Genomic DNA, 25453 nt, shown 5'->3' with positions numbered 1-25453 from the left:
CGCAGCATCGCAGCACCACACGAGGGCCCGGGACATCCGCAGAGGGGATGTCCCGGGCCCTCGTGCGTCCGCCGACTGGACCTGGGCGCCGGCGTGGTGGACGGCCTAGCGTCGAGCCGTGACCGAGTGGGACCGTGAGCAGCCGGCGTCGGCAGGGCCCGTGCGGCGGCGGTCGACGGTGCCGGTCGTGCTGGTGCACGGGCTGCGCACGTCGCGCACCATGTGGCGCGCCCAGGTCGAGGCCTTGGAGCGGTCGGGTCGCACGGCGGTGGCGGTCGACCTGCCCGGCCACGGCGGGCGGCGCGGGGAGCGGTTCAGCCTCGAGGCGGCAGACGAGACGCTGGTGCGCGCCGTCGACGACGTCGGGGGCCGGGCGCTCGTCGTCGGGCTGTCGCTCGGCGGCTACGTGGCGATCGCGCACGCCGCTCGACACCCGGACCAGGTGGTCGGCCTGGTCGCCGCGTCCTGCTGCACGCGCCCGTGGCCGCCGCTCGTGGACGGCTGGGCGGCCGCGACGAGCGTGATCGCCCGGCTCCCGGACGAGGGTGCGCGCCTGAATCAGGTCCTCGTCGAGCGGATGCTGCCGCCTGCGGGTGCGGCCGACTCGGGCGCCGGCGGGTTCGCCCTCGAGGTGATGGGCGACGTGCTGCACGCGATGCGGTCGGCGCGGCCGCTCGAGGACCTGGCTCGGGTCGAGGCGCCCGTGTGGCTGGTGAACGGACGGTTCGACCACTTCCGCGGTGAGGAGCGCGCCTTCCTGCGCGCGTGCCGGCACGGGCGGCTGATCGTCGTCCCCGGTGCGACGCACCTGGTCAGCCTGGTGCGTCCGACGCGGTTCACCCGCGTGCTGCTCGAGGCGGCCGCCGAGGTGGAGGGCGTCGTCGACGGAGCGGCGCCGCTCGGCGCCGGACCGACGTCAGAGCGTCAGCGACCAGGCGCGGACGCCGCCGACGATGCCGGCCTGGTTGGGCACCACGACGACGTCGTCGCCGAGCCGGTCCAGCACCTGCGGTGAGATGTGGCGGGAGTTGCCGCCACCGAGGTACAGCCGGTCCCACCAGAAGACCGGCCGGAGGCCCTCGACGACGTGCCGCACGCGGCGCGACCACAGCGCGTCACCGAGCCGGGCCCGTTCCGGCTGGCCGATGTACGAGTCGTAGGTGGTGCTGCGGCGCAGCGGCGCATGGGACAGCTCGAGGTGGGGCGCCAGCCTTCCGCCGTCGAACAGCGCGGAGCCGAGGCCGGTGCCCAGCGTGAGCACGAGCTCCACACCGGTGCCGGACACCACGCCCGCGCCGTGCACCTCCGCGTCGTTCAGCACCAGCGCCGGCACGCCGAGGCGGTCCTCGATCAGGGCGCGGATGTCGCAGCCCGCCCAGGCGTCGACGAGCTGGGGCAGCACGGTGGTGCGCGGACCCGAGCGGGTGACGTAGTGCGGCGTGGCCACGACGACGCCGTGCCGGATCATGCCGGGCATGCCGACGGTCGCACGGTTGAACGGGGGGAGGGCGGCACCGAGCTCCGCCACCGTCTGCACCAGCCGGTCCGGTGGCAGCGGGTAGGGCGTCGGCACCCGCACCGGAGGCGCGTGGAGCGTGCCGGCGCCGTCGAGCACCGACGCCTTGATGCCGCCGCCGCCGCAGTCCACGGCGAGGGTGAACGGGTCCGACGGGTTCGCCACCGGACCACGGTAGCCGGGCCGCGTGCGGCTACGGTGTGCGCCGTGACCACCGCCTCGGACCCGGTCGTCCGGCTGCGCCTCGACCTGGCCTACGACGGCGCGGGTTTCGCCGGCTGGGCGCGGCAGCCTGCGCTCCGGACGGTGCAGGGCGTGCTGGAGGACGCCCTCGCGACGGTCCTGCGCGCGGCACCTCGTGGCGAGGCCCCGCCGCGGGTGACGGTGGCCGGTCGGACGGACGCAGGGGTGCACGCCCGAGGGCAGGTGGCGCACGTCGACGTGGGTGTTGCGGCGCTGCTCGCGACGCGGGGGCGGTCGGACCGCGACGGGCCGACGGCGCTCGTCGCCCGGCTCGCCGGCGTGCTGCCCGGCGACCTCGTCGTGCATCGCGTGACCGTGGCGCCGAGCGGGTTCGACGCTCGGTTCTCCGCGCTTCGGCGTCGCTACGTCTACCGCGTCTGCGACGACGCGGCGCTCCGCGACCCGTTGCGCCGCGGTCACGTGCTGTGGCACCGGCGGGCGCTCGACGCCGACGCGATGGCGGCAGCGGCGAGCCCGCTCGTCGGACGCCACGACTTCGCCGCGTTCTGCAAGCCACGGCCGGAGGCCACCACCATCCGCACGCTGGAGCGCTTCGAGTGGGTCCGCGTCGCCAGCGGTCCGGACGAAGGGCTCGTCGTCGCCCAGGTTCAGGCGGACGCGTTCTGCCACTCGATGGTGCGGGCCCTCGTCGGAGCGAGCCTGGTCATCGGCGAGGGACGACGCCCCGCCGGCTGGGCGGCCGAGCTGCTCGCCGGACGTCGGCGGGACGGGGCCGCGGCGGTCGTACCGCCGCACGGCCTCACGCTGGAGGAGGTCGGCTACCCGCCGGACGCCGAACTGGCGGAGCGTGCGGTGCAGACCCGGGCGCGGCGCCGGCCGGAGGAGGCCGCCGGCCCCGCCGGCTGCGAGTGCGACTGACCGCACCAGGGCGGCGCGCCGTCAGTCGAGCACTCCCGCAGCGCGCGGTACCAGGACCCGACGGGCCGCTGCCGCGCCCGAGCGGAGCGTGGGGCGACGGCCCTGCTCACTCGTGCTCGTCGTCCGCCCGGTACAACGGTTCCTGCTGGTCGGGGTCGGGGATGACGTGCACCGCGGCCTCCTCGGCGCTCGCCGCGCCGCCCGCCACGCCGACGTCGTGCGCGAAGGTGTCGGTGACGCCGGCCTCCACCGCGTCGTCGTCGGCCTCGAGGCGGCCGGCCCGGTACTCCTCGCGGTCACCGCTCGGCTCCTCCGGCATCTCCCAGACCTCGGGTTCCTCCTGCCGTACCCGCTGGTCGATCGTCTCGCGGTGCTCCTCCTCCCACGCCGTCTCGCCGTAGTGGGTGCTGCGGCCGCGCTCGGGCGGGGAGTAGCCCTCGTCGAGCAGGTCCTCGACGCCGCGCTCGAGCAGCATGTCCTCGCGCGGCAGCTGGTCGGCGTCCCCCTCGGAACCGAGTGCGGCGTCGGTGCTGGTGGCTGGGGTCTCCTCGGTCATGGCTCCACCGTGGCATCCGTCGGCCGGCGGCGCCACGGGTGCGGCGCACCAGCCTGTCCGGCGGACGCGACGACGCGGCGTGGTGGGGTCGGGGGCGTGGTGAGCCACGGGTTCAGTCGAGGACGAGTCGCGCGGCGATCGTCGCCATGACGGCGGCGACCACCAGGTCGAGGACGCGCCAGGCGGCGGGACGGGCGAACAGCGGCCGCAGCCGCACGGCCCCGAAGCCCAGGGCGGTGAACCAGACGACGCTGGCGACTGCGGCGCCGGCGGCGAACTGCCACCGGGCGGCTCCCGCCTGCTGGGCGAGCGCGCCGAGCAGCAGCACGGTGTCGAGGTAGACGTGCGGGTTGAGGAACGTCAGCGCGGCGCTGGTGACGAGCACCGGGCGCAGGCCCGCGGGCCCGGCGGCGGCCGGGTCGAGGACGCCCGGCCGGACGGCACGTCGCACCCCACCGGCGGCCAGCCACACCAGGAAGGCCGCGCCTCCGACCCGGACGGCGGTCAGCGCGGTCGGGTGGGCCTGCACGACGGCGCCGAGCCCGGCGGTACCCAGGGCGATCAGCGCGGCGTCGGCCAGGACGCAGAGGACGACGACGGCGCCGATGTGCTCACGGCGCAGGCCCTGCCGCAGCACGAACGCGTTCTGCGCGCCGATGGCGACGATGAGGGACAGGCCGCTGAGCAGGCCGCGGAGCGCGATCATGGAGGGACGGTAGGCGGCTGCGCTCCCGCAGGGAAGTTCAGGTTTCTGCAGCATCTGTAGCATCGCTCATGTGTACGACGCCGAGCAGCTGACGACTCTCGCCGCGGTCGTCGCCGAGGGCACGTTCGACGCCGCCGCGCAGACGCTGCACGTGACGCCGAGCGCGGTCAGCCAGCGCGTCCGAGCGCTCGAGCAGCACGCGGGCCAGGTGCTGGTGCTCAGGACGAGGCCGTGCCGCCCGACGGCGGCCGGGGAGGTGCTGGTGCGGCTCGCCGGCCAGCGCGCCGCTCTGGAGACCGAGGCGCGGCATGCGCTGGGGCAGCTGGGCGGACCCGCCGACCGGCTGCCCGTGGCCGTCAACGCCGACTCGCTCGCCACCTGGTTCGTCCGGGTCCTCTCGAGCGTCGGCGACGACGTCACCGTCGAGGTCCACCGGGAGGACCAGGACCGGACCGCCCAGCTGCTCCGGGACGGCACCGTGATGGCCGCGGTGACCGGTGACGGACGGGCCGTGCAGGGCTGCCGCTCCGTGCCGCTCGGGTCGGCCCGCTACCGCGCGATGGCGTCCGCGTCCTTCGTCGCACGTCACCTGGCCGACGTGCCGCTGGGCGGTTCGGCAGACCGGCGTCGTCTGGCCCGGGCGCTCGCCACGGCGCCGGCCGTCGCGTTCACCCCGGAGGACGCGTTGCAGCACCGGTTCGTCACGATGCTCGGCGGCGGCACCGGGCTGCGCCGGGTGCACCACGTCCCGTCCAGCTCGGCGTACGTCTCGGTGGTCGCCGCCGGTCTGGGCTGGGGGATGGTGTCCGAGCAGGAGGCCGACCAGCTCGCGCCGGCCGGCGTGCTCGTCGACCTCGCCCCCGGCTCGTGGTTGGACGTGCCGCTGTGGTGGCAGCGCTGGGCCATCCGGACGCGGGCGCTCGACGAGCTCTCCGACCGGGTCGTCGAGGTCGCCCGCGGTGCGCTCCGGCAGGCTCCCGCCACGGTCTGACGGGGTGCCGACGGACGGGTTTTGCCGTGGTGCCGCTCTCAGTTACCCTGGTGTGTCGTTGCGCGTCCCCTGTCGTGCGCCGGTGGCTTCTCACCACCTGGCACCGGTGGCTGCACCCGGTGATCCCACTCGCCGGATCGGGATGCCTCGACATACCCGTCACGGGCTGCTCGCTCTGCGAGTCGTCCGCGGCCTCGACATGCATCACTGACCAGAAGGCTCACACCCGTGCGCACGTACACCCCGAAGCCCGGCGACGTCGAGCGGACCTGGTACGTCATCGACGCGACCGATGTCGTCCTGGGCCGCCTGGCCACCCATGTGGCCACGCTGCTGCGTGGCAAGCACAAGCCGACGTTCGCCCCTCACGTCGACGGCGGTGACTTCGTCATCGTCATCAACGCCGAGAAGGTCGCTCTCACCGGCACCAAGCGGGAGACCAAGGTCGCCTACCGGCACTCCGGTTTCCCGGGCGGTCTGACGGCCACCGGTTACACCGAGCTCCTGGCCACGCACCCGGAGCGCGCGATCGAGAAGGCCGTGCGGGGCATGCTGCCCAAGACAACGCTCGGCCGCCAGCAGCTGGGCAAGCTCAAGGTGTACACGGGTCCGGAGCACCCGCACGCCGCGCAGCAGCCGAAGCCCTTCGAGCTCATCCAGGTGGCGCAGCAGGGCTGAGGCCCGCTGCGACGAACGACGGAACGCGAGGATCCCCGTGGCGGAGACCACAGTCGACTACGACACCGAGGGCGACGACACGCCCACCAGCTACACCTCTGAGACGGCGGCCCCCACGGGGCGCGGCCAGTCCCTGACGGCACCGGGCCAGGCGCTCGGCCGCCGCAAGGAGGCCATCGCCCGTGTCCGCCTGGTGCCCGGCACCGGCACCTGGACGATCAACGGCCGGACGCTCGAGGACTACTTCCCGAACAAGCTGCACCAGCAGCTGGTCAGCTCCCCGCTGAAGGTGGTGGACGTCGAGGGTCGCTTCGACATCATCGCCCGGGTCAGCGGCGGCGGCGTCACCGGCCAGGCCGGCGCCCTGCGCCTCGGCATCGCCCGTGCGCTGAACGCGATCGACGCGGAGCACAACCGCCCGGCGCTGAAGAAGGCCGGCTTCCTGACCCGCGACGCGCGCGTCGTGGAGCGGAAGAAGGCCGGTCTGAAGAAGGCCCGCAAGGCTCCGCAGTACTCGAAGCGCTGATCGGGCGCTCCGTCACGACGGCCCCGCTGCACCTCGGTGCGCGGGGCCGTCGGCATGCCGGGCCCCGGAGGGGTCCGGCCGACGTTCCGGCCCGCGGCACGATCGCGACCGGTACCGTCCACAAGCAGATGACAGGCCGGCAGACCTCGGGGTCCCGGCACGTGGGGGACGACGACGAGGGGGTCCGCTGATGGGCCGACTGTTCGGGACCGACGGTGTGCGGGGGCTGGCCAACCGCGACGTGACGGCCGAGGTGGCGCTGGACGTCTCCGTGGCGGCCGCGCACGTGCTCGGCACCAAGGGTGCGTTCGCCGGGCACCGCCCGCGCGCGGTCGTCGGCCGGGACTCGCGGGCGTCGGGCGAGTTCCTCGCCGCGGCCGTCTCGGCGGGGCTCGCCTCCGCCGGCGTGGACGTGGACGACGTCGGCCTGCTGCCCACGCCCGCGGTCGCCTTCCTGACGGCGGCGACGGGCGTCGACCTCGGTGTCGTCCTGTCCGCCTCCCACAACCCGATGCCGGACAACGGGATCAAGTTCCTCGCCCGCGGTGGCCACAAGCTGGACGACGAGCTCGAGGACGCGATCGAGACCCGGCTCGGCGAGCCCTGGGACCGACCGGTCGGTGCGGAGGTCGGACGCATCCGGGTGGACACGGGACGCGCCGGCGAGCTGTACGTGGAGCACCTGGTCAGCACCATCACGACCCCGTTGACCGGGCTGCGGATCGCCGTGGACTGCGCGAACGGCGCGGCCAGCGAGGTCGGTCCGGCGGCGCTGCGGGCAGCCGGCGCGGAGGTGCTGGTGATCAACGCCGCGCCCGACGGGCTGAACATCAACGACCGCTGCGGCTCCACGCACCCGGAACAGCTGCAGGCGTTCGTCGTCGCCTCCGGTGCCGACCTCGGCGTCGCGTTCGACGGGGACGCCGACCGCTGCCTGGCGGTCGACGCGAACGGCACCCTGGTGGACGGCGACCAGATCATGGCGGTCATCGCGCTGGCCCTGCGGGACCAGGGCCGCCTCGCGCACGACACCCTGGTCATCACGGTGATGAGCAACCTGGGCCTGCGGCTGGCGATGACCGAGGCGGGCGTCACCACGGTGGACACCGCCGTGGGGGACCGGTACGTGCTCGAGGCGATGCGGGCCGGTGGGTTCAGCCTCGGCGGCGAGCAGTCGGGGCACATCATCCTGGCGGAGCACGCCACCACCGGGGACGGCATCCTCACCGCCCTGCAGCTGGCGTCGCGCGTCGCCGCCTCGGGCCGGCCCCTGGCCGACCTCGCGTCCGTGGTGCAGCGGCTCCCGCAGACGCTGGTGAACGTCTCGGGCGTCGACCGGACGCGGGCAGCCGGTGACGGCCCGCTCGGAGAGGCCGTCGCCCGTGCCGAGAAGCTGCTGGGCAGCACCGGCCGGGTGCTGCTGCGGCCGTCCGGCACCGAGCCGCTGGTCCGGGTGATGGTGGAGGCCGCCACGCAGGCCGAGGCCGACCGCGTCGCCGGCGAGCTGGCCGACGTGGTGCGGGAGCGACTCGCGCTGTGACGGGTTCTGACCAGACCGCACGCGACCACGCGCTGCGCGACCACGCCCTGCGACTGGTCGAGGCGGCTGCGGCGCGCCCGGACGGGCTGGCTCCGATCGTCCGTGCCGGTCACCCGGCCCTGCGGGCCGTGGCGGTCCCCTTCGACGGTCAGCTGTCGTCTACCGAGCTCGCGGCTCTCCTGTCGTTGATGCGCCGCACGATGCGGGCCGCCCCGGGCGTGGGTCTCGCGGCGCCCCAGGTCGGTCTTCCGCTCGCCCTCGCCGTGCTCGAGGACCCCGGCGTCGGCAGCCCCGAGGTCGCCGCGGTGCGCGAACGGCAGCCGCTGGCTCCTCGCGTGCTGGTCAACCCGCGGTACGCGGCGGTCGACGACCAGCGGGCCTCCTTCTACGAGGGGTGCCTGTCGGTGGTCGGCTACCAGGCCGTCGTGGCGCGGCACCGCTCCGTGCGGCTGACCGGTCAGGACGAGCACGGCGAACCGCTCGACGAGGTGGTCGACGGCTGGACGGCGCGCATCGTCCAGCACGAGACCGACCACCTGGCCGGCACGTTGTACCTGGACCGCGCCGAGCTGCGCTCCCTCTCCGCCACGGACGAGCTCGGGGCCCGGTGGGCGGCGGAGCCGCGGCCGGTCACCGCGTCCCGCACGCTCGGCTTCCCGCTGGGCTGAACGCTCCCGGAGCCGGCGCCCCGGCCTGTAGCGTGAAGGCGGCGGCACGCCCGCCCCGAGGCACGGGTGGTGCCGACCGTCGGCGAGGGGACGTCAGGCGTGCAGGAGTGGGCGTTGGCCCTGGTCGGGTCGCCGTGGGTGTTCGCCGCGCTCTACGCGTTCGCCACCGTGGACGGCTTCTTCCCGCCCATCCCCAGCGAGACCGTGGTGATCGCCCTCGCCTCGCTGTGGGCGTCGCGGGGGAGCCCACCGCTGCTGCCCGTGATCCTGGTCGCGGCCCTCGGTGCGTTCATGGGTGACCAGATCGCCTACACGATCGGCACCCGCGTGAAGGTCCGCAGCCTGCGCATCTTCGCGCGGCCCAAGGCGCAGCAGGCGCTGGACTGGGCCGAGCGGTCGCTCGCGACCCGTGGTGCGTCGTTCATCATCGCCGCGCGCTACATCCCCGTCGGCCGGGTGGCCGTCAACATGACGGCCGGCGCGCTCCGCTACCGCCGTCGCCGGTTCGTCGGCATCACCGCGCTCGCGGCGGTCACCTGGGCGACCTACTCCTCCGTGATCGGCATCGCGTCCGGCGTGGTGCTGAAGAACCATCCGATGATCGGCCTGGTCGTGGGGGTGGTCGGCGGCCTGGTGATCGGGGCCCTGGTGGACTGGGTGCTCAGCGCGTGGACCCGCCGGTCCGGCGGCTCGAGGTCACGATCCGGCGCCACCGGCTAACGATCCGGTCTCACTGCGTCAATCGACCGGATGACCCACCTACCCTCGATCCGGGTCGGCGCCGCGGCTGGGCCTCCGGCACCGCACGTCGTCCGCGGCGGTCCTGCCGGCCGCAGGACGTGGGCAGGGGCAGGACGTGGACCGAGGACGAGGGCGCGCGCAGCGCGGTGCCGCGCGTCCGGTGGCCCTGATCGGTGCGGGCCTCGGCATCGGCACCGTGCTGCTGCTCGTGGTCATGGGTCAGCGGTCCGACGACGACGTGCTGCGCAGCGCGCGGTCGGCCGAGGTCGTGCCGGCTGCCGACTGCCTCGCCCCCGAGGTGCTCGACGCGTTCGGGCTGCGGCTCGACGCGGTTCTCGCCACGGCGGGGGCCCACGAGCCGGCGCCGGCGGCCGGGCGGGTCCCGAGCTCCTTCAGCCCGGTCGGCGTGGTGGTGTGCCAGGCCGGGGGCACGCTGCGCGACGGGTCCGGCACCTGGTCGGTGGTCACGGCGACCACGAGGGAGGGCACCGCGACCGAGATCGCCGCGCTGCAGGCCGCCCTGGAGGGTGCCCCGGCACCGGTGGCGCCGAGCGGGAGGCCGCCCACCTGCTCGACGAGCCCGGCCGACCGGGTGGAGCTGTGGCTGGTGGACTCGATGGGTCAGGCGGTGCGCCCGCAGACGCCGACCGACGGCTGCGGACGCCCGACCGAGGCCGTGCGGCACGCTCTGGACGCCCTGACGGTGACGGACCAGTCCGATGCGCCGGTCACGCTGGTCGCGCCGGCGACCCCCGCACCGACGGCTCGCTGAACCGGACGACGGCTGCCGACGCGGTCAGAGCTTGCGCAGCCGCACCCGCTGGACGCTGTGGTCGGCACCCTTGGTCAGCACCAGGGTCGCCCGGCTGCGGGTCGGCAGGATGTTGTCCTCGAGGTTGGGCGCGTTGATCGCGTCCCAGATGCCCTTGGCCATGTCCGTCGCCTCGTCGTCGGACAGAGCGGCGAACCGGTGGAAGTACGAGCTCGGCTGGGTGAACGACGTCTCGCGCAGCCGCAGGAACCGGTCGATGTACCACTTGCGCACGTCCGCGGTCCGCGCGTCCACGTAGATGGAGAAGTCGAAGAAGTCGCTGACCGCGAGGTTCGAGCGACCGCCCAGCGGGGTGCGGGCCGGCTGGAGCACGTTCAGGCCCTCGACGATCAGCACGTCCGGCCGCCGCACCACCGTCCGGGCGCCCGGCACGATGTCGTAGGTCAGGTGGTCGTACACCGGCGCGCTGACCTCGGGCCGCCCGGCCTTGACGGCGGCGACGAACCGCAGCAGCGCACGGCGGTCGTACGACTCCGGGAAGCCCTTGCGGTCCAGCAGCCGACGGCGCTCGAGCTCCGCGTTCGGGTAGAGGAAGCCGTCGGTGGTGACCAGCTCGACGCGCGGCGTGGCGGGCCAGCGCGCCATCAGCTCGCGCAGCAGCCGGGCGGTGGTGGACTTGCCGACGGCGACCGAGCCGGCGACGCCGATGACGAAGGGCGTCAGCCCGGCGTCCTCGTGCAGGAACGTGCTGGTCGCCCGGTGCAGGTGCCGGGTCGCCTCGATGTGCAGGTCCAGCAGGCGGGAGATCGGGCGGTAGATCGCATCGACCTCCGCGAGGTCGATCGGGTCCCCGAGGCCGCGCAGCCGCTGCACGTCGGCGCCGGTCAGGGGCAGCGGGGTCGACTCCGACAGGCGCACCCAGGCCGACCGGTCCAGGTCGACGTACGGCGTGGACGACGCGGCGGTGAGCGGCACGGCCCGATCCTCGCACGCCGCCGGAGGCCCGCGAGGACGCCGGCGCCGGACCGTCGTGGCCCGGCCGTTACCATCGACGCCATGTGTGGAATCGTGGGTTACGTCGGCAGCCGCACCCCGAGCGCCGTTCCGCTCGAGGTGGTGATCGAGGGGCTGCGGCGTCTCGAGTACCGCGGCTACGACTCGGCCGGGGTCGCCGTCCTGACCGCCGAGGGCGAGCTGGACACGCGCAAGAAGGCGGGCAAGCTGGCCAACCTCGTCGAGGAGCTCGACGCCCGTCCGCTCCCCGCCGCGACGGCCGCGATCGGCCACACCCGCTGGGCGACGCACGGCGGACCGACCGACCAGAACGCCCACCCGCACGTCTCGGGCCGGCTCGCCGTGATCCACAACGGCATCGTGGAGAACTTCGCGACCCTGAAGGCCGAGCTGGTCGAGCAGGGCGTGCAGTTCGCGTCCGAGACGGACACCGAGGTCGTCGCCCACCTGCTGGCGGGCGCCTTCGATCGCACGGGTGACCTGACCACGGCGATGCAGTCGGTCGCCCTGCGCCTGGACGGCACCTTCACGCTGCTCGCCGTGCACGCCGACCGTCCCGACCTCGTCGTGGGTGCGCGGCACGACTCGCCGCTCGTCGTCGGGCTCGGCCAGGGCGAGAACTTCCTGGGCTCCGACGTCGCCGCCTTCATCGCGCACACCCGGGAGGCCCTCGAGCTCGGTCAGGACCAGGTGGTGACCATCACGCCCGAGTCCGTCGAGGTGACCGGGTTCGACGGCCGGCCGGCGCAGGCGCGCCGCTACGTCGTGGACTGGGACGCCGCCGCCGCCGAGAAGGGCGGGTTCCGGTCCTTCATGGACAAGGAGATCCACGACCAGCCGCACGCCGTGGCCGACACGCTCCTCGGCCGCACCGACGTGCAGGGCCGGCTCGTCCTGGACGAGATGCACATCGACGAGGCGGTGCTGCGGCAGGTCGACAAGATCGTCGTGGTGGCGTGCGGCACGGCGGCGTACGCCGGCCACGTCGCCAAGTACGCCGTCGAGCACTGGTGCCGGATCCCGGTCGAGGTCGAGCTCGCCCACGAGTTCCGCTACCGGGACCCGGTGGTCGACGAGCGCACGCTGGTCGTGGCGATCTCGCAGTCCGGCGAGACGATGGACACGCTCATGGCGGTGCGGCACGCCCGTGAGCAGGGTTCCCGCGTGCTCGCCGTGGTGAACACGCACGGCTCGACCATCCCGCGCGAGTCGGACGCGGTGCTGTACACGCATGCCGGTCCGGAGATCGCCGTCGCCTCGACCAAGGCGTTCCTCGCGCAGATCACCGCCGTCTACCTGCTCGGCCTGTACCTGGCCCAGCTGCGCGGCAACATGTTCCCCGACGAGGTCGGCACGATCCTCGCCGAGCTGCGGGCGATGCCGGACAAGATCCAGCAGGTGCTCGACCGGGCCGACCGGGTGCGGCAGGTGGCGCGGTGGATGGCCGACACGCAGAGCGTGCTGTTCCTCGGGCGGCACGTCGGCTTCCCGGTGGCCCTCGAGGGTGCGCTCAAGCTCAAGGAGATCGCGTACATCCACGCCGAGGGGTTCGCTGCCGGCGAGCTCAAGCACGGACCGATCGCGCTGATCGAGCCCGGTCAGCCCGTGTTCGTCATCGTGCCGAGCCCGCGCAGCCGGCACTCGCTGCACTCGAAGGTCGTCTCCAACATCCAGGAGATCCGGGCACGCGGCGCCCGCACCCTGGTGATCGCCGAGGACGGCGACGAGGCCGTGCTGCCGTTCGCGGACGAGGTGTTCTCGGTCCCGCAGTGCCCGACGCTGCTCGCGCCCCTGCTGACGGTCGTGCCGCTGCAGATCTTCGCCTGCGAGCTGGCCACCGCGAAGGGGCTGGACGTGGACCAGCCGCGGAACCTGGCCAAGTCCGTCACGGTCGAGTGACCGGACGGTGATCGTCGGCGTCGGCATCGACGTGGTGGACGTGCAGCGTCTCGTTGAGGCGCTGCACCGCTCACCGCGGCTGCGCGAGCGGCTGTTCGTCGCCGACGAGCGGTCGATGCCGGAGACCTCCCTGGCGGCGCGGTTCGCCACCAAGGAGGCCCTCGCCAAGGCGCTGGGCGCACCCGCGGGGCTGCACTGGCACGACGCGGTGGTGCGCCGGGTGGCGGGCGCTCAGCCCGTGATCGAGGTGACCGGGACCGTGGCGGCGCGGGCCGCCGAGCTGGGGATCACCCGGTTCCACGTGTCGATCTCGCACGACGCCGGGATCGCAGCCGCCGTCGTCGTCGCCGAGCGCGACTGAGACCCGCCGTTCAGCGCAGCGCCGGCACGACCTCGCGCTCGAACAGCTCGATGCCCGAGCGGTCGTAGGCAGCCTCGGCGAAGTAGCAGATGGCGTACGTCATGCCCAGGCTCTCGAGCTCGCGCAGCTTGTCGACGATCTGCTCGGGCGTGCCGACCAGCGGGCCCCGGCGCCACGACTCGGCCTCGTCGGCCGCCTTGGCCGGCACCGTCAGCGCGTAGTGCTCCTCGATCCAGGCGATCCGGTCGTCCACCTCGGCCTGCGTCGACCCGATCACCACGTTGTAGTTGGCGGAGCGCGTGATCTCGTCGAACGGGCGGCCGATCGCCTCGCAGTGGCCGCGCAGGATCTGCGACTTCTGCGCGAACCCGGCCGGTGCCCCGTCGAAGTTGGTGTACGAGGCGTGCTCGGCCGCGATGCGGAGCGTCACCTTCTCGCCGCCGCCCGCGATCCACAGCGGCGGGCCGTCCAGCTGCAGGGGGAGCGGGGCGAGCATCGCGCCGTCGACCTGGTAGTGCTTCCCGTCCAGCGTCGCGGTGCCGGTGCTCCACAGCTGCTTGAAGATCTGCACCCCCTCGTCGAGCATGCCGAGGCGGTTGCCGGCGGACGGGAAGCCGTAGCCGTACGCCTTCCACTCGTGCTCGTACCAGCCGGCGCCGATGCCCATCTCCACGCGGCCGCCGCTGATCACGTCCGCGGTGGCGGCCACCTTCGCCAGGTAGGCCGGGTTCCGGTACGCCATGCACGTGCACATCTGGCCGAGGCGGACGCGTGAGGTGCTGGCGGCGAACGCGCTCATCAGGCTCCACGCCTCGTGCACGGCCTCGCCGTTGGGCTCGGGCACCGAGTGGAAGTGGTCGTAGACCCAGATCGACTCCCAGGTGTCGCCGTCGTCGGCGTGCTGGGCGAGGCCGTGCATCACGGACCAGTGCTCGCGGGGGTCGATGCCCGTGAGGTCCTGCCGCCAGCCCTGGGGGATGAAGAGTCCGAAGCGCATGGTTCGCACGCTACCTGGGGACCCGCGAGGATGGGCGACGTGCTGCTGGCGTGGGGGTCGGACGACGTACGGGCCGCGGAGGAGCCGCTGCTGGCGGCGGGGGTGCCGCTGATGGACCGCGCCGCCTTCGCGCTGGCCACGGTGGTCGCGGCCGGCCTGCGGGAACGACGTGGCCGGGTCGGTGGCGCGACGGTGGTCCTGCTGGTCGGTGGCGGCAACAACGGCGGGGACACGTTGTGGGCGGGCGTCCGGCTGCTGCGGCGGGGGGCCGCGGTCACGGCGCTGCTCGTGTCCGACCGGGTCCATCCCGAGGGCTCGGCGGCGTTCGAGGAGGCGGGGGGCCGGCTGCGGTCGCTGGACGGGTCGTCCGACGGCTCGTCCGTCCGAGCGGCGGCGGCTCTCGCGGCGCAGGCCGACGTGGTGCTCGACGGGATCCTCGGCATCGGGGCGCGGGGCGGCCTGCGCGGCACGGGCGAGGCCCTGGTGACGGCGCTGCAGGAGGCCTTCGCGGCGGTGGACCGGCCGCCCCTGGTGGTGGCGGTCGACGTGCCCTCCGGCATCGGGGTGGACGACGGCAGCGTCCCCGGTCCCGTGCTGACCGCTGACCGCACGGTGACGTTCGGCTGTGCCAAGCCGGGGCTGCTGCTGCCGCCCGCGGCGGCTCTGGCGGGGCGGGTCGACGTGGTGGACATCGGCCTGCGGAGCTCCGGCACGCCGGCCGTGGTGCGGCTCGAGGCCGACGACCTCGCGGCTCTGTGGCCCGTACCCGGCGGAGCGGCGCACAAGTACACCCGCGGGGTGCTCGGCGTGGTGGCCGGGACGCCGCGGTACCCGGGAGCAGCGGTCCTGGTGAGCAGCGCCGCGGTGCTGGCCGGGGTCGGGATGGTCCGGTACGGCGGGGAGGTCGGCGACGCCGTGCTCGCCGCGCGTCCCGAGGTGGTCGTCGGGACCGGGAGGGTGCAGGCCTGGGCGGTCGGTCCCGGCATCGACCCCGACGACGAGGTGGCAGCCGCACGGGTGCGGGACGCGCTCGGTGCGGCGGCGGCCGACGACCTCCCGGTCGTCGTAGACGCGGGTGCGCTCGGACTGCTGCCGAACCGGTCCACCCCGCTGACGGTGCTGACGCCGCACGCCGGGGAGCTGGCGACCCTGCTGGGCGTGCGAGGCGAACCGGTCGAGCGTGCGGACGTCGAGCGCGAGCCGCTGCGCTGGGCGGTGCGGGCGCAGCAGCTGACCGGCGCCACGGTGCTGCTCAAGGGTGCCGTGACGGTGGTGGCGGGGCCGCACGGCGCCCTGTACGCGCAGGCCGAGGCGCCCGCGTGGCTGGCCACCGCCGGAGCGGGCGACGTGCTGACCGGACTGCTCGGCGCCCTGCTGGCCGGGCGTTCGGACGACGTCCGCGCCGACCCGACCCTGGTCGCAGCGCTCGCAGCCGCCGCCGCCTCGGTGCACGGTCGCGCGGCACGGGCGGCGAACCCCGGCGGACCGGTGGCGGCCCTGGCGGTGGCGCAGGCGCTCCCCGGGGTGGTGGCGGGGCTGGTGGCGACGGAGCAGACGGCGGCGCAGGACGCATGACCATCCCGGAGACGTCCCCGCTGCCGTCCGCCCTGGTCGACCGGGTCCGCGCGCTGCTGGACCGCCCGCCCAGACGATCCGGCGACGGCACCGAACCGTCCGACGGTGCCGCGCACCGGCGGCTCCTCGGCATCACGGGTGCACCAGGAGCCGGCAAGTCCACGGTGTCCGCGCGGTTGGCCGAGGCGTTCGGCGCGGACTGCGTCGTCGTGCCGATGGACGGCTTCCACCTCGCGCAGACGACGCTCGAGCGGTTGGGGCGGGCGGACCGCAAGGGAGCGCCCGACACGTTCGACGCGGCCGGCTTCGTCGCGCTGCTGCGGCGGCTGCGCCGGCCCGTCGACGGCGAGACGGTGTGGGCGCCGGAGTACCGGCGCGAGGCGCACAACGCGATCGCCGGTGCGCTGGCCGTCCCGGCCGACGTCCCGCTGGTGGTGGTCGAGGGCAACTACCTGCTGGTACGCGAGCACGGGTTCGGGCCGGTGGCCGGGCTGCTGGACGAGACCTGGTACGTCACGGTGGACGACGAGGTGCGGCTCGAGCGCCTGATCGCCCGGCACGTGCGGTTCGGCAAGGCGCCGGACGCCGCACGGACGTGGTCGCTGGGTCCCGACGAGGCCAACGCGCGGCTGATCGCCGCGACGGCCGACCGTGCCGACCTGGTGGTCGACCCCGGCTGACGGGCAGCCTCGGGCCCCTCCGCGGGCCCGGTGAGACACTGACGGCCGTGAGCCGCTTCCCCGCCCGTGCCGTCGTCGACCTGGCCGCGATTCGCGGCAACGTCCGGGCCCTGGCCCAGCACGCCCCCACGGCGCAGGTGATGGCCGTGGTCAAGGCCGACGCCTACGGCCACGGGCTGCTGCCCGTCGCGACGGCCGCCGTCGAGGCCGGCGCGACCTGGCTCGGCACCGCGCAGGTGTCCGAGGCGCTCGCGCTGCGCGCAGCGGGCGTCACCGCGCCCCGCGTGCTGACCTGGCTTTACGCCCCGGGAGCCCCGCTGGGCGAGGCGATCGAGGCGGACGTCGACGTGTCGGTCGCCGCCCCGTGGGCGCTCGACGAGGTGCTGCGTGCCGCCCGCGCCACCGGCCGCACCGCCCGCGTGCACCTGAAGGTCGACACCGGGCTGGGCCGCAACGGCGTGCTGCCGGACCAGCTGCCGGAGCTGACGGCCGCAGCGCTGCGTGCCGAGGCGGAGGGCGCCGTCCGCGTGGTGGGCGTGTGGTCCCACTTCGCGTTCGCCGACGAGCCCGACCACCCGACCGTCCGGGCCCAGGAGCAGGTGTTCGCCGACGCGGTGCGCACGGTCGAGGCCGCCGGCGCGCGGCTCGAGGTGCGGCACATCGCCAACTCGGCGGCGACGTTGACGCGGCCGGCCGTGCACTACGACCTGGTCCGCCCCGGGCTGGCGGTGTACGGGCTGTCCCCGGTGCCCCAGCTCGGCGGCCCGACCGAGTTCGGGCTGGTGCCGGCGATGACCCTCGAGGCCGAGCTGGCCACGGTGAAGCGGGTGCCCGCGGGGCAGGGCGTCAGCTACGGGCACCAGTACGTCACGGACCGCGAGACGACGCTCGGCGTGGTGCCGCTCGGGTACGCCGACGGCATACCCCGGCACGCGTCCGGGTCCGGGGCGCGGCTCGGCGGGCCGGTGCAGGTCGGGCGCCGCACGCTCGGGGTGGCGGGGCGCGTGTGCATGGACCAGTTCGTGATCGACCTCGGACCGGAGGCGACGCAGAGAGCGGGGGACCGGGTGGTGCTGTTCGGGACGGGTGCGGACGGCGGTCCGACGGCGGAGGACTGGGCGCAGGCCGCCGGCACGATCAGCTACGAGATCACCACGCGGCTGGGCGTGCGCGTGCCGCGTGAGCACGTGGACTCCGTGGCGCGGGCCGGTGTGCCGGCGTGCGACGAGGCGGTCGTCCGATGAGCGGCGAGCCGGAGGGTGCGCCCGGGGCGCCGGCCTCGGGTGGTGAGGCACTGACCGGCGCCGTGCGGCTGCCGGACGCCGAGGCGACCAGGGCGTACGGGTTGGAGCTCGCGGCGGTGCTGCGCGCGGGTGATCTGGTGGTGCTCACCGGTGACCTCGGCGCGGGCAAGACGACGCTGACGCAGGGCATCGGAGCCGGCCTGCACGTCCGCGGCCAGGTGGCCTCGCCGACGTTCATCATCGCCCGGGAGCACCCGCCGGTCCCGCAGCCCGACGGCTCCGTCGGGCCCGCGCTGGTGCACGTGGACGCGTACCGGCTGCGGTCGCTCGACGAGGTCGAGGCGCTGGACCTCGACTCGAGCCTGGACGAGTCCGTGACGGTGGTGGAGTGGGGCGAGGGCTGGGTCGAGCCGCTGGCGGAGGACCGGCTCGAGCTGAGCCTGCGGCGTCCGCGCGGGGCGGTGGACCCGACGGCGGACGAGCCGGCGGACGCCGGCGAGCGGGTGCTGACGGTCCGCGCCGTGGGGCCGCGCTGGGCCGGTGTCGCGCTGCCGCGCGTCGGCGTGCTGACCGGCGTGGCAGGCTGATCGCCGTGCCGATCCTCGCCCTGGACACGTCCTCCGCCGTCGCCGTCGCGCTGCTGGCCGACGACGGCACGGTGCTGGCCACCCGGTCCGACTCCGAGCAGCGGCACCATGCCGAGCTGCTCGCGCCGATGGTGCAGCACGTGCTGGCCGATGCCGGCGTCGACCGGACGCAGCTGACCGCCGTCGTGGCCGGCACCGGCCCTGCGCCGTTCACCGGGCTGCGCGTCGGGCTGGTGACGGCCCGGACGATGGCGCTGGCGCTCGACGTCCCGGCGTGGGGGGTGCCGTCGGTCGACGCCCTGGCCGCGACCGCCGCACGGACGGCGGAGCCCGGGGCCCGCGTGCTGGTGGTCACGGACGCACGCCGCCGGGAGGTGTACTGGGCGGAGTACCGCGTCGACGCCGACCGTGCGGCGGAGCCGATCGGCGGCCCGGACATCGCCGTCCCGACCACGCTCGTGGAGCACGGCCGCACCACCGACGCCCTGGTCGTCGGGCGCGGAGCGTGGCTGCACCACGAGGCTCTCGGGCTGACGGACGAGCAGCCGGACGACCCCGCGCTGCTCGACCCCGACCCCGCCGAGCTGGGCCGGCTGGCGCTGGCGCGCCACGCCGCCGGTCAGCCGCTCGCGACAACCCCGCTCTACCTCCGCCGACCGGATGCCGAGCCGTCCGTCGTGCGCAAGCGGGTCCTCACGTGAGCGCAGTCCCGCCCGACGTCGTCGTGCGGGAGCTGGCCGCGAGCGACCTGCCGCGGCTCGAGGTGCTCGAACGTGACCTGTTCGGCGCGGCCGCGTGGTCGCCGGCATCGCTGGCGGAGGAGCTGGTCACGGAGGGCCGGTGGTACATCGGCGCCGTCACGCCGACCACCGGCCTGCTGGTCGGGTACGCGGGTCTGTGGTTCGACGGCGAGGACGCCCAGGTGATGACGATCGCGGTGGACTCCCAGCACCAGGACCGCGGCATCGCCCGGACCATGCTGAACCAGCTGGTGGACCACGCCCGGCAGCTCGGCGCCCAGCGGGTGCTGCTGGAGGTGCGGGTGGACAACGACCCGGCGATCCACCTCTACGAGTCGACCGGCTTCCAGCGGCTGGGCCGCCGCCGGGCCTACTACCAGCCGGGCAACATCGACGCCTGGACCATGCTGCTCCCGCTGGTGCGGGCCGAGGACGCCCGATGAGCAGGGCCGACGTGCTGGTCTCCGCCGAGGCGCTGGCGGCGGCGCTCGCCGACGAGGAGCCGCCGGTGCTGCTGGACGTCCGCTGGGCCCTGGGCCGGTCGGACGGGCACGAGCAGTACCTCGCGGCCCATCTGCCGGGCGCCGTCTTCGTCGACCTGGACGTCGAGCTCGCCGCGCCGCCGAGCGCGGCCGCCGGCCGGCACCCGCTCCCGCCGTTGGCTGACCTGGAGGCCGCGGCGCGGCGCTGGGGGCTGCGCGACGGAGCGGCGGTCGTGGTCTACGACGCCACGGGGGGCACCGCGGCAGCGCGGGCGTGGTGGCTGCTGCGCTGGGCCGGCGTGGCCCAGGTCCGGCTGCTCGACGGGGGCCTGTCCGCCTGGACTGAGGCGGGCCTGTCGCTGGAGGCCGGTGAGGTGCTCCCCGAACCGGGGGACGTGGTGCTGCACGCGGGCGGTCTGCCGACGATCGACGCGGACGGCGCGGCAGCGTGGTCCGAGACGGGCACGCTGCTCGACGCCCGCGCGGCGGAGCGCTACGCCGGCCTCGTGGAGCCGGTCGACCCGCGAGCGGGCCACATCCCCGGCGCCCGCAGCGCACCGACGGCGGACAACCTGACCCGGGACGGCCGGTTCCTCGACGACGACGCGCTGCGTGCTCGGTTCGCCGGGGTCGGCGCGACCGGGCCGGTGGCCGTGTACTGCGGGTCGGGCGTGACGGCGGCCCACGAGGTGGCGGCGCTCGCGGCGGTCGGGATCGAGGCGGCCCTGTACCCGGGCTCGTGGTCGCAGTGGTCGTCCGACCCGTCGCGACCGGTGGCCACGTCTTCCGGGGAGACGACCGCCTGACGCGCCTCACCGGGCCGACCGCTCACGTCGGCCCGGTCAGGCGCGTGCGGTGCCGCGGTCCGCGGCAGCGGTGCGTCAGAGCGTTCGGGTCGCCTGGTCCCAGTCCAGTCGCGCGGCGCGCGGGAACGGGTACTGCGCACCCTCGGCCTGGCCGACGTTCACGACGAACAACGAGACCCACCCCGTGCCGGCGAGCAGGTCCGCGTCGATCGCGGCGGCGTCCATCCCGCCCATCGGACCGGCGGCCAGCCCCGCGGCACGCAGCGCGACGATCAGGTAGCCCGCCTGCAGCCACGCGTTGTTGCGGGCCATCTGCTCGCGCACCTGCGGCATCGCCTCGAACCTGTCCACCATCTCGGCGCGGTGCGGCGCGAGCAGCGGCAGGTGCTGGTGGAAGCGGGTGTCGGCGGCAAGCAGCAGCGTGACGGGCGCGTCGAGCACGCGCTGCCGGTTGCCCTCGTTCATGTGCGCCGCGAGACGGGCGCGGGCCTCGGGCGTGCGGACGACGAGCATCCGCAGCGGGGTGACGTTCATCGCCGTCGGACCCCACTTGGCCAGGTCGTAGGCAGCCCGCAGCTGCGCGTCCGTGACCTCGTCGGCGGTGAAGGCGCCGGCGGTCCGGGCCTCCCGGAACAGCAGGTCGGCGGTGGCTCCGTCGAGGAGACCGGCGGAGTCGAGCTCGGCGTCGAGGTCCGAGGTGTCCAGAGGTGTGGTGTCGGTGCTCACAACTCGTTGAACATTCAATTGTTGGAGTCGCTTCCCGGCCCCGCTGTGACCTGCGCCACAGCCGGGCGGACCGCGGCCGCTCGCCTATCCTGTCCTCGTGCCGCTGCCTGGATCCACCGACCCGCTCGTCCTCGGCATCGAGACGTCCTGCGACGAGACGGGCGTGGCCCTCGTCAGCGGGTACGAGCTGCTGGTGGACTCCGTCGCCAGCTCGATGGACGAGCACGCACGCTTCGGCGGGATCATCCCGGAGATCGCCTCGCGTGCCCACCTCGAGGCGATGGTGCCCACCGTGCGCCGCGCGCTGGCCACTGCCGGCGTGGGCCTCGAGCAGGTCGACGCGATCGCCGTCACCGCCGGACCGGGTCTCGTCGGCCCGCTGACCATCGGCGCCTCCGCCGCCAAGGCCCTCGCCGTGGCGCTCGACCGTCCGCTGTACGGGGTCAACCACGTGATCGGCCACGCCGTGGTCGACGAGCTGGTGGACGGTCAGTTCCCGGAGCGCGTGCTGGCCCTCGTCGTCTCCGGCGGGCACTCCTCCCTGCTGCGCATCGACGACACCGTCGAGGTGACCGAGCTGGGCTCCACGCTCGACGACGCCGCGGGGGAGGCCTTCGACAAGGTCGGCCGGCTGCTGGGCCTGCCGTACCCGGGCGGCCCGCACATCGACCGACTCGCGCGCGAGGGCGACCCCGACGCGATCCGCTTCCCCCGCGGTCTGACCGCGGCCAAGGACCAGGCGGCGCACGCCACGGACTTCTCGTTCTCCGGCCTGAAGACGGCCGTCGCGCGCTGGGTGGAGGCCCGTGAGGACGCCGGGCTCGAGATCCCGCTGCGCGACGTCGCCGCGTCGTTCGCCGCCGCGGTCGCCGACGTGCTGACCGCCAAGGCGATCGCCGCCTGCAAGGCCCACGGTGTGGACACCCTGGTGGTCGGTGGCGGCTTCTCGGCGAACTCGCAGCTGCGCGACATGGCGGCGCTGCGCTGCGAGGAGGCCGGCATCACGCTGCGCATCCCGCCGATCCGGTACTGCACGGACAACGGCGCGATGATCGCGGCCCTCGGCTCGGCCCTGCTGCGCCGCGGACGGCCGGCGTCGTCCCTGGACCTGCCGGTCGACTCGTCCATGCCGCTGACCCAGGTGCTCGTCTAGCTCGACGGCGACGCGTCCATGCCGCTGCAGCTGCCGGTCGGCCCTGCCGCTACAGCGGCCGACCGGCCTTGAACTCCTCGACCAGCGCCCGGACCACCGCTCCCAGGTCGCCCGCGTTGCGCCGGGCCACGGCACGCTGCCGCTGGTACGACGCTCCGCGGCGCAGGATGGTACGGACCTGCTCCAGCTCGGCGCCGCAGCCGAGCCGCTCGGCGACGGGCGCGAGGACCTCCAGCCACCGGGTGACCGAGTCGGTCACCAGCTCCTCGTCACCCGCCGCATCCGTGATGAGGATCGCGTCCATGCCGTAGCGCGCCGAGCGCCACTTGTTCTCCTGCACGAACCACGGCTGCAGGGTGGGCAGGGGCTCACCCCGGTCGAGCTGCTCGGAGAAGTGCTCGACGAAGCAGTGGGTCAGCGCGGAGATCGCGGTGACCTCGAGGAGGTTCGCGGCACCGTCCGCGATGCGCATCTCGAGCGTGCCGAACCGCGGGGAGGGGCGGATGTCCCAGCGCACCTCATCGACCTGGTCGATCACCCCGGTGTGCACCATGTCGCCGACGTACTGCTCGAGCTGCGACCACCGGTCGAACTGCGGCGGCAGGCCGGCCGTCGGCAGCTGCTGGAAGATCAGCGCGCGGTTCGAGGCGTAGCCGGTGTCGGCCCCGGCCCAGAACGGCGACGACGCGGACAGCGACTGGATGGTGCCGAACACCGTGAGCATGGCGCGGGAGAGCGGCAGCACCTTGGCGCGGTCCTCGATGCCGACGTGCACGTGCACGCCGTAGATCAGCATCTGCCGGCCCCACCACTGGGTGCGGTCGATCAGCGTGGCGTACCGCTGCTTGTCGGTGACCTTCTGGGTGGCCCAGTGGGCGAAGGGGTGGGTACCGCTCCCCATCAGGTCGATCCGCAGGGGCTCGGCGACGTGGCGCACCTGGTCCAGCGCGACCTGGAGGTCCGCGGCGGCCTCCGCGACGGTCCGGCACTTGCCGCTCTGCACCTCGATCGTGTTGAGCAGGAGCTCCTGGCTGATGTTCGGGTGGTCGCTGCCGTCCTCGACCCGCACCGCCTGGAGGATGGTCTGGGCCGCCTGCCGCAGGTCGCCGGAGTCGGCGTCGACCAGGGCGACCTCCCACTCGATGCCGATGGTCGACCGCTCGGACACGGCGAACGGCAGGGGCACGGGTGCCGCCATCAGGGCTCCTCGGGCTCGCCGCCGGAGGCGGCAGGGTCGGACCGGCCGGCGGCCGGCGCCGTCGCGCCCGTCACCGGCTCGACGAGCAGCACCCGCTGCGAGCCACCGACACGGGTGAGCACCACGGTGGCCTCGGCGTCGCCGTGCAGGTCGAGCTGGCCGCGCAGCTGCTCGGGGGTGACGGCGGTGCCGCGCTTCTTGACGGTCAGGCGACCCACCCCGCGCTCGCGCAGGTAGGTGCGCAGCCGCTTCACGCCGAAGGGCAGGTCGTCCAGGACGCGGTACGCGGTGGCGACGTCGCTGGGCACCAGCCGGTCGGCGGTCACGTACGCGATGCTGGGGTCCAGCAGCCGGCCGTGCAGGTCGTGCGCGACGGTGCCGACCAGTCCGGCGCGGATCACCGCGCCGTCCGGCTCGAACAGGTAGGTGCCGACGGCACCGACCGGCGGCCGCTCGTCGTCGCCCGTGGTGGCGGTGAGCGTGTGCGCGCGGCCGTCGCGCAGCACCAGTGCCGACCGTCCGGAGCCCTCGGGTGACAGGGGGCCGAACCACAGACCCACCTCGACGACGTCACCGTCGACGGACACCCACTGGGCGAGAGCGCCGTCGGGCACGAGCCGGTGGGGGAGTCCTGGCCCGAGCTTGAGACCGACGGCGGGCACGCGGTCGCGCAGCGCCAGCAGCGCGTCCAGCGGCGGGGTCCAGTCCGACGGCTCCCAGCTGCGCCGTCCGGCGGCGCTGCGCCGTGCCGGGTCGGCGTAGACGCCGTCGACGCCCTCGGCCGCGAGGTCCAGCTGCAGACCGTCGCCGTGGCGCACCTGCGCCTCGGGGAAGTGCCGCAGGTTGACCGTCGCGACCGCCGCGGTCACCTCGTCGACGTCCACCGCCAGCACCTGGATCCCGACGCCCGCCAGCGCCATCGCGTCGGCGCCGATCCCCGTCGTCAGGTCCGCCACCCGGGTCAGCCCGGCGGCGAGGTAGCGCCGCGCGTGGTGCGCCGCCACCGGCAGGCGGGTCGCCTGCTCCAGACCGGCCGGCGTGAACAGCATCCCGTCCGCGAAGTCCCCGAACTTCGTGCGCGCCCGCGCGCGCAGCCGCGACTGGGTCAGTGCAGCGGCGACGAGTGCCGGGTCCAGGCCCTCCGCCTGCAGCCGGGCGGACACGGCCATCACGCGCTGCTCGTCGTACGGTGGCAGGGCGCTGAGCAACGCCCAGCCCTGCTCGCTGAGCAGGAGCGAGAGGCTGGCGGCGTCCATGCGGCGATCCTCGCACGGCGACCGGCGGCGACGCCGCCCGGCGCTGGCACTCGCCTTGACCGAGTGCTAAGGCGTTCCTAGAGTGAGGAGCTGGCACTCTCCCGGTGAGTGTGCCAACCGCACCCAGGTCCCGGCACCGCGACGACGGCGGCTGACGGTGCGGCACTGACCTGCTGAACTACTCACATGCGAAGGGGAGGTCCGCTGTGTCGGTCTCCATCAAGCCCCTCGAGGACCGGATCGTGGTGAAGGCCCTCGAGGCCGAGACCACGACCGCGTCCGGTCTGGTCATCCCGGACAGCGCCAAGGAGAAGCCGCAGGAGGGCGAGGTCCTCGCCGTCGGCCCGGGTCGCATCGACGACAAGGGCAACCGCGTGCCGCTCGACGTCGCGGTGGGTGACAAGGTCATCTACTCCAAGTACGGCGGCACCGAGGTGAAGTACGCGGGCGAGGAGTTCCTCATCCTGTCCGCGCGTGACGTGCTGGCGGTCGTGGGCTGATCCGAGCCCCCCGTCATGAACGAGGGCCCCTCTCCCGGTGCGGGAGAGGGGCCCTCGTCGTTCGGGTCCGCCGGACGCGGCTCTCGTCGTCAGCCGACGTGCCGGTGGCCCGACCGCTCGGCCAGGACGGCGGCACGCTCGTCCTCGGACAGGCCGCCCCACACGCCGTAGGGCTCGCGCACGGCGAGCGACTGCTCGCGGCACTCCTTGATCACCGGGCACGTGGCGCAGATCGCCTTGGCCGCCTCGGCACGCCGGCGGCGGGCGGCGCCGCGCTCGCCCTCAGGGTGGAAGAAGAGGTTCTCGTCGGCGTCGCGGCACGCTCCCTGGAACTGCCACTCCCACAGGTCCATCACCGGACCGGGCAAGCGCGAGATCTCGGCCATCTGGTCGTCCTCCTCATGTCCTCGGCCTTGTCG

General features: G+C 74.5%; 29 protein-coding genes. 20 read left to right on the top strand and 9 right to left on the bottom strand.

Annotated elements, in window-relative coordinates; all coding sequences use genetic code 11:
• Positions 1-118: 118 nt before the first annotated feature.
• Positions 119-1015: an alpha/beta fold hydrolase gene (locus tag N0B34_RS02570; RefSeq protein WP_263729668.1), complete on the top strand. Its 897-nt coding sequence runs from the start codon at positions 119-121 to the stop codon at positions 1013-1015.
• Here N0B34_RS02570 and N0B34_RS02565 read toward each other — a convergent pair.
• Positions 917-1681: an ROK family protein gene (locus N0B34_RS02565; protein ID WP_263729666.1), complete on the bottom strand. Its 765-nt coding sequence runs from the start codon at positions 1679-1681 to the stop codon at positions 917-919. The two genes, N0B34_RS02570 and N0B34_RS02565, sit on opposite strands and share 99 nt — an antisense overlap.
• Positions 1682-1723: 42 nt before the next feature.
• Between N0B34_RS02565 and truA the strand changes: the two genes are divergently transcribed.
• Entirely contained in the window at positions 1724-2638 is a 915-nt protein-coding gene (truA, locus tag N0B34_RS02560) for a tRNA pseudouridine(38-40) synthase TruA (RefSeq protein ID WP_263729665.1), read from the top strand.
• 106 nt (positions 2639-2744) lie between these two features.
• Here the strand turns inward: truA and N0B34_RS02555 are convergent, their stop codons facing one another.
• Both N0B34_RS02555 and N0B34_RS02550 read right to left on the bottom strand, forming a co-directional pair.
• The gene (locus N0B34_RS02555) at positions 2745-3194 is read right to left on the bottom strand and encodes a DUF5709 domain-containing protein (RefSeq protein ID WP_263729664.1); all 450 of its coding nucleotides are present in this window, start codon (positions 3192-3194) and stop codon (positions 2745-2747) included.
• A 112-nt stretch (positions 3195-3306) separates the two neighbouring features.
• Entirely contained in the window at positions 3307-3900 is a 594-nt protein-coding gene (locus N0B34_RS02550) for a LysE/ArgO family amino acid transporter (RefSeq protein WP_263729663.1), read from the bottom strand.
• Between the two features lie 70 nt (positions 3901-3970).
• Between N0B34_RS02550 and N0B34_RS02545 the strand changes: the two genes are divergently transcribed.
• The 7 genes from N0B34_RS02545 to N0B34_RS02515 all read left to right on the top strand — a co-directional run bounded on the left by N0B34_RS02545 (position 3971) and on the right by N0B34_RS02515 (position 9816).
• A complete protein-coding gene (locus tag N0B34_RS02545; protein WP_263729662.1) occupies positions 3971-4891 on the top strand; it encodes a LysR family transcriptional regulator ArgP in 921 nt (306 codons plus the stop codon).
• Between the two features lie 228 nt (positions 4892-5119).
• Entirely contained in the window at positions 5120-5569 is a 450-nt protein-coding gene (rplM, locus tag N0B34_RS02540; protein WP_263729661.1) for a 50S ribosomal protein L13, read from the top strand.
• Between the two features lie 37 nt (positions 5570-5606).
• Entirely contained in the window at positions 5607-6095 is a 489-nt protein-coding gene (rpsI, locus tag N0B34_RS02535) for a 30S ribosomal protein S9 (protein WP_263729660.1), read from the top strand.
• Positions 6096-6285: 190 nt separating this feature from the next.
• Complete coding sequence (gene glmM / locus N0B34_RS02530) at positions 6286-7635, top strand: phosphoglucosamine mutase (RefSeq protein WP_263729659.1); 1350 nt, start codon at positions 6286-6288, stop codon at positions 7633-7635.
• The gene (locus N0B34_RS02525) at positions 7632-8303 is read left to right on the top strand and encodes a peptide deformylase (RefSeq protein WP_263729658.1); all 672 of its coding nucleotides are present in this window, start codon (positions 7632-7634) and stop codon (positions 8301-8303) included. The genes glmM and N0B34_RS02525 overlap by 4 nt, the downstream gene beginning before the upstream one ends.
• Positions 8304-8372: 69 nt before the next feature.
• Positions 8373-9023, top strand: coding sequence for a DedA family protein (locus tag N0B34_RS02520; protein WP_263729657.1), 651 nt, complete (start codon positions 8373-8375; stop codon positions 9021-9023).
• A 136-nt stretch (positions 9024-9159) separates the two neighbouring features.
• A complete protein-coding gene (locus tag N0B34_RS02515) occupies positions 9160-9816 on the top strand; it encodes a hypothetical protein (RefSeq protein ID WP_263729656.1) in 657 nt (218 codons plus the stop codon).
• A 24-nt stretch (positions 9817-9840) separates the two neighbouring features.
• Here the strand turns inward: N0B34_RS02515 and coaA are convergent, their stop codons facing one another.
• A complete protein-coding gene (coaA, locus tag N0B34_RS02510) occupies positions 9841-10791 on the bottom strand; it encodes a type I pantothenate kinase (RefSeq protein ID WP_263729654.1) in 951 nt (316 codons plus the stop codon).
• Positions 10792-10872: 81 nt separating this feature from the next.
• Here coaA and glmS point away from each other — a divergent pair, with 81 nt between their 5' ends.
• Both glmS and N0B34_RS02500 read left to right on the top strand, forming a co-directional pair.
• Complete coding sequence (glmS, locus tag N0B34_RS02505; RefSeq protein ID WP_263729653.1) at positions 10873-12729, top strand: glutamine--fructose-6-phosphate transaminase (isomerizing); 1857 nt, start codon at positions 10873-10875, stop codon at positions 12727-12729.
• A 7-nt stretch (positions 12730-12736) separates the two neighbouring features.
• Entirely contained in the window at positions 12737-13090 is a 354-nt protein-coding gene (locus tag N0B34_RS02500) for a holo-ACP synthase (RefSeq protein WP_263729652.1), read from the top strand.
• Between the two features lie 10 nt (positions 13091-13100).
• On the opposite strand, the gene N0B34_RS02495 is transcribed toward N0B34_RS02500, so the two are convergent.
• Positions 13101-14087: an LLM class F420-dependent oxidoreductase gene (locus N0B34_RS02495; protein WP_263729651.1), complete on the bottom strand. Its 987-nt coding sequence runs from the start codon at positions 14085-14087 to the stop codon at positions 13101-13103.
• Positions 14088-14117: 30 nt separating this feature from the next.
• Between N0B34_RS02495 and N0B34_RS02490 the strand changes: the two genes are divergently transcribed.
• From N0B34_RS02490 to N0B34_RS02460, 7 genes are read left to right on the top strand one after another with little or no spacing between them, the layout of a single operon-like run.
• A complete protein-coding gene (locus N0B34_RS02490) occupies positions 14118-15662 on the top strand; it encodes an NAD(P)H-hydrate epimerase (RefSeq protein WP_263729650.1) in 1545 nt (514 codons plus the stop codon).
• Entirely contained in the window at positions 15659-16342 is a 684-nt protein-coding gene (locus tag N0B34_RS02485; RefSeq protein ID WP_263729649.1) for a nucleoside/nucleotide kinase family protein, read from the top strand. The genes N0B34_RS02490 and N0B34_RS02485 overlap by 4 nt, the downstream gene beginning before the upstream one ends.
• A 47-nt stretch (positions 16343-16389) precedes the next feature.
• Positions 16390-17586, top strand: a complete 1197-nt coding sequence (alr, locus tag N0B34_RS02480) for an alanine racemase (protein ID WP_412175686.1) — start codon at positions 16390-16392, stop codon at positions 17584-17586.
• Positions 17583-18173 (top strand): tRNA (adenosine(37)-N6)-threonylcarbamoyltransferase complex ATPase subunit type 1 TsaE, encoded by a 591-nt coding sequence (tsaE, locus tag N0B34_RS02475; RefSeq protein ID WP_263729647.1) that lies wholly within the window; start codon positions 17583-17585, stop codon positions 18171-18173. The genes alr and tsaE overlap by 4 nt, the downstream gene beginning before the upstream one ends.
• A 5-nt stretch (positions 18174-18178) precedes the next feature.
• Complete coding sequence (tsaB, locus tag N0B34_RS02470) at positions 18179-18874, top strand: tRNA (adenosine(37)-N6)-threonylcarbamoyltransferase complex dimerization subunit type 1 TsaB (protein ID WP_263729646.1); 696 nt, start codon at positions 18179-18181, stop codon at positions 18872-18874.
• Positions 18871-19356: a ribosomal protein S18-alanine N-acetyltransferase gene (gene rimI, locus N0B34_RS02465; protein WP_263729645.1), complete on the top strand. Its 486-nt coding sequence runs from the start codon at positions 18871-18873 to the stop codon at positions 19354-19356. Before tsaB ends, rimI begins: the two co-directional genes overlap by 4 nt.
• The gene (locus tag N0B34_RS02460) at positions 19353-20201 is read left to right on the top strand and encodes a sulfurtransferase (protein ID WP_263729644.1); all 849 of its coding nucleotides are present in this window, start codon (positions 19353-19355) and stop codon (positions 20199-20201) included. Before rimI ends, N0B34_RS02460 begins: the two co-directional genes overlap by 4 nt.
• Before the next feature lie 75 nt (positions 20202-20276).
• Here the strand turns inward: N0B34_RS02460 and N0B34_RS02455 are convergent, their stop codons facing one another.
• On the bottom strand, positions 20277-20927 hold the full coding sequence (locus N0B34_RS02455) for a malonic semialdehyde reductase (RefSeq protein WP_263729643.1): 651 nt from the start codon (positions 20925-20927) through the stop codon (positions 20277-20279).
• A 97-nt stretch (positions 20928-21024) separates the two neighbouring features.
• On the opposite strand from N0B34_RS02455, the gene tsaD reads away from it, so the two are divergent.
• On the top strand, positions 21025-22080 hold the full coding sequence (gene tsaD, locus N0B34_RS02450) for a tRNA (adenosine(37)-N6)-threonylcarbamoyltransferase complex transferase subunit TsaD (protein WP_412175685.1): 1056 nt from the start codon (positions 21025-21027) through the stop codon (positions 22078-22080).
• Between the two features lie 49 nt (positions 22081-22129).
• Here the strand turns inward: tsaD and N0B34_RS02445 are convergent, their stop codons facing one another.
• Together N0B34_RS02445 and N0B34_RS02440 are read right to left on the bottom strand one after the other, a co-directional pair.
• On the bottom strand, positions 22130-23278 hold the full coding sequence (locus N0B34_RS02445) for a glutamate--cysteine ligase (RefSeq protein WP_263729642.1): 1149 nt from the start codon (positions 23276-23278) through the stop codon (positions 22130-22132).
• On the bottom strand, positions 23278-24534 hold the full coding sequence (locus N0B34_RS02440) for a class I SAM-dependent methyltransferase (RefSeq protein ID WP_263729641.1): 1257 nt from the start codon (positions 24532-24534) through the stop codon (positions 23278-23280). The genes N0B34_RS02445 and N0B34_RS02440 overlap by 1 nt, the downstream gene beginning before the upstream one ends.
• 206 nt (positions 24535-24740) lie before the next feature.
• Between N0B34_RS02440 and groES the strand changes: the two genes are divergently transcribed.
• A complete protein-coding gene (groES, locus tag N0B34_RS02435; protein ID WP_263729639.1) occupies positions 24741-25034 on the top strand; it encodes a co-chaperone GroES in 294 nt (97 codons plus the stop codon).
• A gap of 89 nt (positions 25035-25123) precedes the next feature.
• Here the strand turns inward: groES and N0B34_RS02430 are convergent, their stop codons facing one another.
• Entirely contained in the window at positions 25124-25420 is a 297-nt protein-coding gene (locus N0B34_RS02430; RefSeq protein ID WP_263729638.1) for a WhiB family transcriptional regulator, read from the bottom strand.
• Positions 25421-25453 lie beyond the last annotated feature (33 nt).

The sequence above is a fragment of the Cellulomonas sp. SG140 genome (genome assembly GCF_025770785.1).
Classification (GTDB): domain Bacteria; phylum Actinomycetota; class Actinomycetes; order Actinomycetales; family Cellulomonadaceae; genus Cellulomonas.
This window is presented reverse-complemented; position numbering and strand designations above follow the sequence as displayed.